General features: G+C 61.8%; 9 protein-coding genes and 1 pseudogene. 8 read left to right on the top strand and 2 right to left on the bottom strand.

Annotation, left to right across the window (positions count from 1 at the left end):
* The 5 genes from VNZ93_RS02350 to VNZ93_RS02330 all read left to right on the top strand — a co-directional run.
* A partial coding sequence (locus VNZ93_RS02350; RefSeq protein ID WP_325699517.1) for an efflux RND transporter permease subunit occupies window positions 1-2,769 on the top strand: 2,769 nt, incomplete at its 5' end.
* 252 nt (window positions 2,770-3,021) lie between these two features.
* Window positions 3,022-4,164 carry an aminotransferase class I/II-fold pyridoxal phosphate-dependent enzyme gene (locus tag VNZ93_RS02345; RefSeq protein ID WP_325699514.1) on the top strand — a complete coding sequence of 381 codons (1,143 nt, stop codon included), beginning with the start codon at window positions 3,022-3,024 and terminating at the stop codon, window positions 4,162-4,164.
* A 147-nt stretch (window positions 4,165-4,311) separates the two neighbouring features.
* Window positions 4,312-5,355, top strand: a complete 1,044-nt coding sequence (locus VNZ93_RS02340; RefSeq protein WP_325699512.1) for a TRAP transporter substrate-binding protein — start codon at window positions 4,312-4,314, stop codon at window positions 5,353-5,355.
* Between the two features lie 10 nt (window positions 5,356-5,365).
* Window positions 5,366-5,887, top strand: coding sequence for a TRAP transporter small permease (locus tag VNZ93_RS02335; RefSeq protein ID WP_325699510.1), 522 nt, complete (start codon window positions 5,366-5,368; stop codon window positions 5,885-5,887).
* Entirely contained in the window at window positions 5,884-7,182 is a 1,299-nt protein-coding gene (locus VNZ93_RS02330; RefSeq protein ID WP_325699507.1) for a TRAP transporter large permease, read from the top strand. The genes VNZ93_RS02335 and VNZ93_RS02330 overlap by 4 nt, the downstream gene beginning before the upstream one ends.
* 32 nt (window positions 7,183-7,214) lie before the next feature.
* On the opposite strand, the gene VNZ93_RS02325 is transcribed toward VNZ93_RS02330, so the two are convergent.
* Entirely contained in the window at window positions 7,215-8,237 is a 1,023-nt protein-coding gene (locus tag VNZ93_RS02325) for an LLM class flavin-dependent oxidoreductase (RefSeq protein ID WP_325699504.1), read from the bottom strand.
* A gap of 220 nt (window positions 8,238-8,457) precedes the next feature.
* Entirely contained in the window at window positions 8,458-8,631 is a 174-nt protein-coding gene (locus tag VNZ93_RS02320; RefSeq protein ID WP_325699501.1) for a hypothetical protein, read from the bottom strand.
* A 54-nt stretch (window positions 8,632-8,685) separates the two neighbouring features.
* On the opposite strand from VNZ93_RS02320, the gene VNZ93_RS02315 reads away from it, so the two are divergent.
* The 3 genes and pseudogenes from VNZ93_RS02315 to VNZ93_RS02305 form a co-directional block, all read left to right on the top strand.
* On the top strand, window positions 8,686-8,931 hold the full coding sequence (locus VNZ93_RS02315) for a DUF6496 domain-containing protein (protein WP_325699498.1): 246 nt from the start codon (window positions 8,686-8,688) through the stop codon (window positions 8,929-8,931).
* Window positions 8,932-9,173: 242 nt separating this feature from the next.
* On the top strand, window positions 9,174-10,793 hold the full coding sequence (locus tag VNZ93_RS02310; protein WP_325699495.1) for an ABC transporter substrate-binding protein: 1,620 nt from the start codon (window positions 9,174-9,176) through the stop codon (window positions 10,791-10,793).
* Between the two features lie 117 nt (window positions 10,794-10,910).
* Window positions 10,911-11,131: pseudogene (locus VNZ93_RS02305) on the top strand (ABC transporter permease); the annotation flags it as partial.

Raw genomic sequence — 11,131 nt, 5'->3', positions numbered from 1 at the left:
GTCCACCTGCTGTCGCCGAACGACCGCTACGACATGACCTATCTGCGCAACTACGCGATCCTGAATGTGAGGGATCGTCTGGCGCGCATCGATGGCGTCGGTCAGGTGTTGATGTGGGGCGCCGGTGACTATTCCATGCGGGTCTGGCTCGATCCGCAGAAGGTCGCCGAGCGCGGCCTCTCGGCGAGCGACATCGTGCGGGAAATCCGCGCGCAGAACGTCCAGGCCGCCGCGGGCGTGGTTGGCGCCTCGCCGGGAATGCCCGGCCTAGATCTGCAGCTTTCGATCAATGCCCAGGGACGGCTGCAAAACGAGGAGGAATTTGGCGAGATCGTCGTGAAGACGGGTGCCAACGGCGACGTGGTGCGCCTGAAGGACGTCGCGCGGATCGAACTCGGCGCTTCCGAATACGCATTGCGCGCGCTGCTCGACAACAAGCAGGCGGTTGCGATCGGTATCTTCCAGGCGCCCGGCTCGAATGCCATCGCGATTTCGGACAACATCCGCAAGGCAATGGCCGAAATGAAGGCCAACATGCCGGAGGGCGTGGATTACTCGATTGTCTACGACCCGACGCAATTCGTGCGGGCGTCAATCGAGGCGGTGGTGCATACGTTGCTCGAAGCGGTCGCGCTGGTGGTTCTTGTCGTGATTCTGTTCCTGCAGACCTGGCGGGCCTCCATCATCCCGTTGCTGGCCGTTCCGGTCTCGATCATCGGCACGTTCGCGGTGATGTATGTCTTCGGATTTTCCATCAACGCGCTGTCGCTGTTCGGTCTCGTGCTCGCGATCGGTATCGTGGTCGATGATGCGATCGTGGTCGTCGAGAATGTCGAGCGCAATATCGAGGAGGGCCTGTCGCCGAGGGAAGCGACCTATCGCGCGATGTCCGAGGTGTCGGGCCCGATCGTCGCTATCGCGCTCGTTCTCTGCGCCGTGTTCGTTCCGCTTGCCTTCATCAGCGGCCTGACCGGCCAGTTCTACAAGCAGTTCGCGCTCACCATTGCGATCTCGACCGTCATCTCGGCGATCAACTCACTCACCCTGTCGCCCGCGCTGTCGGCCCTGCTGCTGAGGAGCCACGACGCGCCGAAGGATCGCCTGACGCGGATGATGGATTTCGCGTTCGGCTGGCTGTTCCGCGGCTTCAATACTGTCTTCCGCCGCGGATCCGAGGGCTATTCCCGGAATGTCGGCCGCATCCTGTCGCGCAAGTCGATCCTGATGGGCGTCTACGTTGTCCTGATCGGTTTCACCGTATTGGTGTTCCGCGCGGTGCCGGGCGGTTTCGTGCCGGGCCAGGACAAGCAATATCTTGTCGGGTTTGCACAATTGCCGGACGGCGCCACGCTCGACCGTACGGAAGAGGTAATCCGCCGCATGAGCGAGATTGCGCTCAAGACGCCGGGCGTCGAACATGCGATTGCGTTCCCGGGTCTGTCGATCAACGGCTTCACCAATTCATCCAACGCCGGCATTGTGTTTGCCGGGCTCGAGCCGTTCGAGAAGCGCAAGTCGAAGGATTTGAGCGGCACCGCGATCGCGGCCAAGCTCAATCAGCAGTACGGCGCGATCCAGGAAGCCTTCATCGCCATGTTCCCGCCGCCGCCGGTGGCCGGCCTCGGCACGATCGGCGGCTTCAAGCTGCAGATCGAGGATCGCGCCGGCATGGGTTACGAAGCGCTCGATCAGGCCAAGAAGGCGTTCCTGGCTCAGGCCCAGAAGACGCCCGAACTTGCGGGTGTGTTCTCCGGCTACCAGGTGAATGTACCGCAGCTCTATGCCGATATCGATCGGGTGAAGGCGCGGCAGCTTGGCGTCGCCGTGACCGACATTTTCGAGACGATGCAGATCTATCTTGGCTCGCTCTACGCCAATGACTTCAACCGCTTCGGTCGCACATATTCCGTGCGCGTTCAGGCTGATGCACAATTCCGGGCGCGTGCCGACGATGTCGGCCAGCTCAAGGTTCGCTCCGCAGCGGGCGAGATGGTACCGCTGTCGGCGCTGTTGCGGGTGAAGTCGAGTGCGGGGCCGGAGCGCGCCATGCGCTACAACGGCTTCCTGACCGCGGACGTCAATGGCGGCGCCGCGCCCGGTTACTCGACCGGCGAGGCGCAGGCCGCGGTTGCGAAAATCGCCGCCGAGACACTTCCGAAAGGGTTCGACTTCGAATGGACCGAATTGACTTATCAGGAAATTCTGGCCGGCAATTCTGCGCTGTGGGTGTTCCCTCTCGCGGTCTTCCTGGTCTTCCTGGTCCTCGCAGCGCTTTACGAGTCGCTCGCGCTGCCGCTGTCGATCATCATGATCGTGCCGATGGGTCTGCTCGCTGCGATGACCGGCGTGTGGATTTCCGGCGGCGACAACAACATCTTCACCCAGATCGGCTTGATCGTGCTGGTCGGACTGTCGGCGAAGAACTCGATCCTGATCGTGGAATTCGCGCGCGAGCTGGAATTCGCCGGACGCAATCCGGTGCAGGCGGCCATCGAGGCGTCCCGTCTGCGTCTGCGGCCGATCCTGATGACGTCGCTGGCCTTCGTCATGGGTGTGCTGCCGCTGGTGCTGTCGACCGGTGCGGGCGCCGAGATGCGGCAGGCGATGGGTGTTGCGGTGTTCGCTGGCATGATCGGCGTGACGGCATTCGGGCTTATCCTGACGCCGGTGTTCTATGTGCTGCTTCGTGCCGCCTCGGGCAACCGTCCGCTCACACAGCACGGGCAATCCGGTCACAAGATTCTGGCGTCGCCTGTTCCCGCGGAGTGACCTCCGCAGGTGCCTGACGGCACAGGTTGGCCGGCGCGATGGAAAACCATCGCGCGCCGGTCACGGGCTATTCGAGGTGGCTGTCTGGCTTATTCGAGGTTCAGAAGGCCAGCGCGCCTTTTCCAGCCTGCGGAGCCGGTACCTTTTCAGGCGCCGATCCTCTTGACGGACCGGTGCCGTTGCCGCATCGCGTCAGGCAAAAGCCGGAGTTTCTATCGAGACCGGGCGCGTGCAGGGAAGGACGCCAACGCCGTGACATCAACCGATATACCCGTGCGCGCCGCCAAACCGATCATCGGCGGGCGCGTGGGCGCGCGCACTGAGCTCGATGGCCGGTCGATCATCCTGCTTACAGCCAACAATTATCTCGGGCTGGCCGGAGACGATGAGGTGATCGAGCGCTCCTGCGCCGCCGCGCGGCAATACGGCAACGGCTCGACGCTCAATCCGCCGCTTGCGACCACGTCTCTGCACGAGGCCTTGTGCGACACGGTCGCGCGCTTCCACAGCGTCGATTCCGCGCTTTTGTTCAACTCCTGCACCTCCGCCAACGTCACGGTTGCCTGCACGCTTGTGGGCAAGGGCGACCGTATTTTCAGCGACCGGCTGAATCATGCCAGCATCATCGATGGCTGCCGTCTGAGCGCGGCGGAAACGCTGATCTACAACAATCGCGATCTGGACCACCTTGCGGCGTTGCTCTCGCAACCGCATGACGGCGCGAAACTCGTTATTACGGACGGCATCTTCAGCATGGAAGGCGATGCCGCCGATCTGCCGGCCATGATCGCGCTATGCAGGCGCCACGACGCGATCTTTGTCGTGGACGAAAGCCATGCCGCGGGTGTGATCGGGCAGGGTGGCCGCGGTACGGGCGCCGTGCAGGGCTGCGTCGGCGAGATCGATCTTTATACCGGCACCTTTTCGAAGGCGTTTGGCGGTTTTGCGGGCGGATATGCAGCCGGACGGGCCGATCTCATCCGCCGGATCCATGATCACGGCCGCTTCTTCATGTTCACGACGGCGATGACGCCGGCGTCGGCGGCCGGCGCGCTCGCCGCAATGGAGCGCGTGATGCGGGACGACGCCCTTGTCGGGCGGCTGTCGGAGAACACGGCACGTCTGCGTTCAGGACTGACGAAGATCGGCTTGCGCATTCTGGGCGAAAACCATCCCATCACGCCTATTCTGGTCGGTGACGAAGACAAGGCACGCGAATTCAGCCGCGTGTTGCTCGAGGAGGGGGTCTATATTGGCGCGATCTGCTTCCCCATCGTTCCGCGCGGCGAGGCGCGGCTGCGTGCACAGCCATCTGCCGCTCATTTGGCTGCCGATATCGACGAGGCTGTCGCGGCGATTGGGCGAGCCGCGCGGCGCGTCGGCCTGATCGGTTGAGCAAAAAATGCTTCCCATCGCAGTCGCGTGGGTGACAATGCCGATCAAAAGGCGTCCGGCCCCAATCTGTCGCAAAAAATAGGCTTGACGGCCCGTGACCAAGATGGCCCGATCCTGCTCATAATAAGGATCTGGGAGGATTCCGGTATGTCACGTCTTGCATTCGCTGCCATGTATGGCAGCGCAGCACTTGCTTTTACGACATTGGCAGGCTGGTCGCCCGCCGCTCATGCGCAAACCACCTTGACCATGTCGAGCTGGGTTTCGCCGCAGCATCTCCTGACCAAGGACGTTCTGGCCGTTTGGGGCCAGCAGGTCGAGAAAGCCACGAATGGCCGTGTGAAACTCCAGATGCTGGCCAAGCATCCGTCAGCGGCGCCCGGCACCTTTGACGCGGTGCGGGATGGCCTGGTCGACGTGTCCTATGTGACCGCAAGCTACACGCCGGCGCGGCATGTGCTTCCGTTGCTTCCCGAACTGCCCGGCGGCGGCGCAACGGCCGAAATCAATTCGGTCGCCTTCTCGCGCATCCACTGGAAATATTTCCAGCCGGTCAATGAATACAAGGGTGTGAAACTGCTCGGCGTGTGGACGCACGGTCCCGGACAGATGTTCAACACCAAGCGGCCGATCAACAGGGTCGAGGACCTTGCAGGCATGAAGATCCGCTCGGGCGGCGGCATTTCCGAACAAATGGCGCGTGCGCTCGGCGCTTCGCCCTTCGTCAAGCCGGCTCCGGAATCCTACGAACTCCTGAGCTCAGGTGTAGCCGATGGCACCTTCTTCCCGCTCGAGTCGATCATCTCCTTCAAGCTGGATTCGGTGGTCAAATATGCCACGCTGTTCCCCGGCGGGTTCTACGGTTCGGCGTTCGGGTTCTTCATGAACGAGGACAAGTGGAACAAGCTGAGCAAGCAAGATCAGGACGCCATCATGTCGGTTTCGGGTGAAGCGATTGCTCGTCTTGCCGGCAAGGCCTGGGACAACACTGACCGCGCTGCGATGGAGGTGATGAAGAAGGCCAACATCAACATCCAGGAGGCCTCGCCTGAACTGATCAAGGGCGTGCAGGAGCGTTCGAAAGGGATCGTCGAGAAGTGGAAGGCCGACGCGAAGGCCAAGGGTGTCGATGGCGACAAGGCGTTCGCCGAGTTCCATGAAGAGCTGAAGCGCGTCGCTGCCGGCCAATAGCGGTCGCCCAGTGTCTTCCGAACATAACGAAGGCGGCGTCTGGCTTGATCGTTTGCTGGGCGCCGCCGCAGCCATTCTGCTTTTTGGCCTCATGGCGATCACAACGGTCGATGTGATCGGCCGCTATCTGTTGAACTGGCCGTTGCGCGGCGGTTTTGAAATCACCGAACTACTGCTGCTGGCGCTGATCTTCGCAGGTCTGCCGCTCGTGTCGCGCGCGGACGAGCACGTCACGATGGACTTTATCGACGCGGCATTGAGCGCGCGTTCGCGAAGGCTGCTGCGTCGGCTTGTCGACATTCTTTGCGGGCTGCTCATCGTTGGGCTGTCCTACCGCGTCTGGTTGAGGGCGGACAAAATCGCGGGATACGGCGACACAACCGATGTTCTGAGAATACCTGTCGCACCGTTCGTTTACTTCATGGCGGTGATGGTGGCGGTGACCGGAATTGTGCACCTCGTGAAGGCCTTCATGCCGATCTCCGACGAGCAGCCCAAGGCATTCGATCCCGACAAGGCGAGTACGACATGACGGAAGCCCTCGTGGGCCTGGGCATCATGATGGTGCTCGCGCTCCTGCGTATTCCCATTGCCATCTCGATGGGAGTCGTCGGTTTTCTCGGCGTTGCCTATCTGCGCGACTGGAATTTTTCGCCGGCCATGGCGATGGTCGAGACCAAGATTTACGAGACCGGGCGCAATTACACCTTGTCCGTGATCCCGCTCTTCATCCTGATGGGCAACTTCACCACGCGCGCCGGAATGTCGAAGGAACTGTTCCGCGCCGCCTATGCTTTTATCGGGCACCTTCGCGGCGGGCTTGCCATGGCGACAATCTGCGCCTGCGCGGGCTTCGGCGCCATTTGCGGCTCCTCGATCGCCACCGCGGCGACGATGGCGAAGGTCGCTTATCCCTCGATGAGGCAGCTCGGCTATTCGGATCGTCTCTCCACCGGTTCGATCGCTGCCGGCGGAACCCTCGGCATCCTGATCCCACCATCGACCCTGATGGTCATCTACGGCGTGATGACCGAGACCAATATCGGGAAGATGTTTGCCGCCGGTATATTGCCCGGAATTCTCGCGACGCTCCTCCTGTGCGTTGCGGTGCAATGGACGGTGTGGCGCGACCCTGATTCAGGTCCGCGTGGGGAGCGTTCCTCGTGGGCAGAACGTCTGAAGGCTGCCGAGGGCGTCTGGGCTGTCGCGCTCCTCTTCATTATCGTGATGGGCGGTATTTATGGCGGCGTCTTCACCGCAACCGAAGGCGCGGGCATCGGCGCATTCGGTGCGCTCTGCATCGCGCTGTTGCGGCGCGCGCTGACCTGGCGAACCTTCTTCGATGCGCTGATCGAGTCGGGCCGTACCACGGCGATGCTGTTCGTGATCCTCACCGGCGCACTGATGTTCGCGGAATTCGTCAACTACACGACCATGCCGGACGACCTGAAACGGCTGGTCACGACGCTCAACCTGTCGCCGATCATGGTGATCGCCGCGATCTGCGCGATCTACGTGATACTCGGAACGGCGATGGAGGAACTGTCGATGATCCTGTTGACGGTGCCGGTGTTCTTCCCGCTGGTGGTGCATCTCGGGTTTGACCCGATCTGGTTCGGCATTCTGGTCGTGGTTGTCGTTGAGATCGGATTGATCAGCCCGCCGGTCGGCATGAATCTGTTCGTTCTGAACGCTCTGCTTCCGAACGTTCCGACCACGACGCTGTTCCGCGGCGTGCTGCCATTCGTGGTCGCCGACATCGTCCGGCTTGGCATCCTGATCGCGTTCCCGGTGATCTCGCTGTGGCTGCCAAGTATGATGAAGTGACCTGAGGAGCCGGCACTTCACCGGCTCCCGGATCAGCGCCAGCCGAGCGCCGGCGCCACATGCTTCAGGATCGCTTCGATCACATGCGCGTTGTAGTCGACGCCAAGCTGATTGGGCACGGTCAGCAATAGCGTATCGGCCTCTGCGATCGCCTCGTCTTCTGCGAGCTGCTTGATGAGTGCGTCCGGTTCGGCGGCATAACTGCGTCCGAAGATCGCCCGTGTGTTCGGATCGATATAGCCAATGCTGTCCTGACTGTCGCCTTCGCGTCCGAAATACATGCGGTCGCGATCGTCCACCAGGGCGAAGATGCTGCGGCTGACCGAGACGCGTGGCTCGCGGGTGTGGCCGGCCTCCTTCCATGCGGCGCGGTAGGCGCGGATCTGTTCGGCTTGCTGGATATGAAACGGTTGACCGGTCTCGTCGGTCTTCAAGGTCGAGCTCTGCAGGTTCATGCCGAGTTTGGCCGCCCAGACGGCGGTGGCGTTGGAGGCTGCGCCCCACCAGATGCGTTCGCGCAGGCCCTCCGAATACGGCTCGAGCCGCAGCAGGCCGGGCGGGTTCGGAAACATCGGACGCGGGTTCGGCTTTGCGAAGCCCTTGCCCTGCAGCACGTCGAGAAAGACCTCGGCGTGGCGGCGGCCCATCTCGGCGTCATCCTGACCTTCCGCCGGCTGGTAGCCGAAATAGCGCCAGCCATCGATGACCTGCTCGGGCGAGCCGCGGCTGATGCCGAGCTGCAGGCGTCCGCCGGCGATCAGGTCGGCCGCGCCTGCGTCTTCCGCCATGTAGAGCGGATTTTCGTAACGCATGTCGATGACCGCGGTGCCGATCTCGATCCGGCTGGTCTTCGCCCCGATGGCGGCAAGCAGCGGGAAGGGGGAGGCGAGCTGGCGCGCGAAGTGATGCACCCGGACATAGGCGCCGTCCGCGCCGAGTTCTTCGGCGGCAACGGCAAGATCGATGGATTGCAGGAGCGCGTCCGCCGCCGAACGGGTCTGGGAATGCGGAGAGGGGGTCCAGTGACCGAAGGATAGAAAGCCGATCTTCTTCACAGTGTCGTCCGGGTTAAAGCGCGCCTGCAAATATGCGCCGGGGGCGGATTGTGCCCGTTCATAACACGAACAACGCCTTCGATTACCGGCATTTCTGAATGATAGCGATGTCCTGGCTGGTGCTGCAGCGATGGCTAAGACAGTCGGCACCCCGGCGGGCGCAGTTCGGCGGCGCCGTTTCGCATGAATTGCTGAACCGCGTCCGCGGCGGTCCGGAACCTCAACTGCTGGTAACGGATTGAACGGATGCGCCGGTTACCGGCGTGTCGCGTGTTTCGATGAAGCCGAGCTCGAGGATCTGCTCGTCGATCTCCTCGTCTTCATCAAAAAAGCGGACAGCCCGCCTCAGCGGCGCGGCGCGATTTTGCGCGCGTAGGGTGCGACGTCTTTTCATGCCGATAGAACGCCCGGGCTTGAACGCCCGTTCCGAGCAACAGGAGAAATCGAAATGGCCAAAAAACGCAAATATTCCCCCGGGGCGTCGGCGGACGTGGAAAAGGAAATGCACGATTACAAGCGCGGCCGGGCCCGCAGTGGCCCGGGCGGAAAGGGCGGAAAGGTGAAAAGCCGCAAACAGGCCATCGCAATCGGGCTCTCCAAGGCGCGAGCGGAAGGCAAGCGGGTCCCGAGCAAGGCGGCCAAGACGAAGAAGAAGCGCTCGGCAAAGAAGACCAGGGCGAAAAAACGCAAATGAGGCGGCCTCGGCAGGCAGCCTCTTCCGGTTGCCATGATTAAAATATAGACACAAATACCTCCATTGTATGCAATTCCGGCCGCCCCCGGCGGCCCGCCAGGTAGTCCCTCTGCCGGGCACTGCCGCCATTTCGGCGGTCAAATCAGTCAGTTGCGAGATTCACGGCGCGCCCGCCTCCGGCTGGCACAAGCTTTGCGGAGGGTGTGTCCCAGGCCCAGGACAGAGGGACCGGAGGCACCACAATGAATCGCCGTGAATTTCTGAAATCGACGACTGCTATTGCTGCGACATCTGCCGTTTCTGCACCCGCAATTTTCTCATCGGCCAAGGCGCAGGCGCGCCAGGAGACCATCCTTGTGGTGTCCGAAAGCGGTCCGAACAACATCGACATCCACGGCGTCGGTACCAACGTCCCCGGCTATGAAGTCGCGTGGAATTGCTACGACCGTCTGATCAGCCATGAGATGAAGACCGGCCCGGCTGGCCAGCCCTATTACGACAAGGACAAGTTCAAGCCCGAACTCGCCGACGACATGAACATCGGCGATATGTCCGTGACCTTCAAGCTGAAGAAGAACGCGACCTTCCAGGACGGAACGCCGGTCAAGGCCAAGGATGTGAAGTGGTCGCTTGATCGCGCCGTTTCGGTCGGCGGCTTTCCGACCTTCCAGATGGGCGCCGGCTCGCTGACCAAGCCCGAGCAGTTCGTGATCGTCGACGACAACACTGTGCGCGTCGATTTCATGAAGAAGGACCGTTTGACCATTCCTGATCTCGCAGTCGTGGTGCCGGCGATCTTCAATTCGGAGCTCGTGAAGAAGCACGCCACCGAGAAGGATCCCTGGGGGCTCGAATATACCAAGCAGAACACCGCGGGCAGCGGGGCGTATCGCGTCACCAAATGGACGCCGGGCTCCGAAGTCATCCTTGAGCGCTATGACGGTTGGAAGGGCGGCGAACTGCCGAAGGCGCGCCGCATCATCTGGCGCATGGTGCCGTCCGCGGGCAACCGGCGCGCGCTGCTTGAGCGCGGCGACGCCGACATCTCTTATGAATTGCCGAACAAGGATTTCGTTGAACTGAAGGACGCCGGCAAGCTCAACATCGTGTCGACGCCGTTCTCCAACGGTTGCCAGTATCTCGGCATGAATGTGAAGAACGCGCCCTTCAACGATCCGAAGGTCCGGCAGGCCGCCGCTTATGCCGTGCCGTATCAGAAAATCATCGATGCAGTGTTGTTTGGTCTCGGCACACCGCTTTTCGGTCGTGCGCCGGGTGCCGCAACCCAGGTGGCCTGGCCGCAGCCGACGAGCTACAACACCAACATCGCGAAGGCCAAGGCGCTGATGGTGGAAGCGGGCTATCCGAACGGCTTTGAAACGACGTTGTCGTTCGATCTGGGTTTTGCCACGGTCAATGAGCCGACTGCGGTGCTGATCCAGGAAGGTCTGGGCCAGATCGGCATCAGGACCACCATCAACAAAATTCCCGGCTCGAACTTCCGCACCGAGCTCAACAAGAAGGTGCTGCCGCTTTATCTGAACGTGTTCTCCGGCTGGCTCGATTATCCCGAGTATTTCTTCATCTGGTGCTACCACGGCAAGAATTCCATCTTCAACACGATGAGCTATCAGTCGAAGGAGATGGACGCGATGATCGACGGTGCGGTCGACGCCGCCGCCGTCGGCGACAAGGCGAAGTACGAAAAGGATGTGAAAGGCTTCGTCGATCTCGCCTTCGCCGATCTGCCTCGCATCCCGCTGTTCCAGCCCTATTCCAACGTCGCGATGCAGAAGAACATCTCCGGCTATCAGTACTGGTTCCACCGCCGGCTGGATTATCGGGCTCTCGTCAAATCGTAAGGCGTGCATGTTTCGGGCGCGCAGGCAATCGCGCTCGGACTCAATCTTGCATGACACATGCTGGATTCCGGGTGGGCACATCTCACCCCCCGGATCACGAGGGCAGGGGCGAAAAGCATGATCCGGCAAATCGGCAAGCGTCTCGCGACCACGATCCCGTCCATCATCGGCGTGATCATCGTCACCTTCCTGTTGACCCGCGTGCTGCCCGGCGATCCGGCAGCCTATTTCGCGGGCCCTGCGGCGACCCCTCAGGCGATCGAGGAGATCCGCAAATCGCTCGGACTCGACAAGTCGCTGCCCGAACAATTCGTCCGCTATGTCACCGAACTGAGCCA

It is taken from the genome of Pseudorhodoplanes sp., from assembly GCF_035565795.1.
Lineage (GTDB): Bacteria > Pseudomonadota > Alphaproteobacteria > Rhizobiales > Xanthobacteraceae > Pseudorhodoplanes.
Note: the sequence above shows the minus strand (reverse complement) of the source record. Positions and strands in the feature narration are given on the sequence as shown.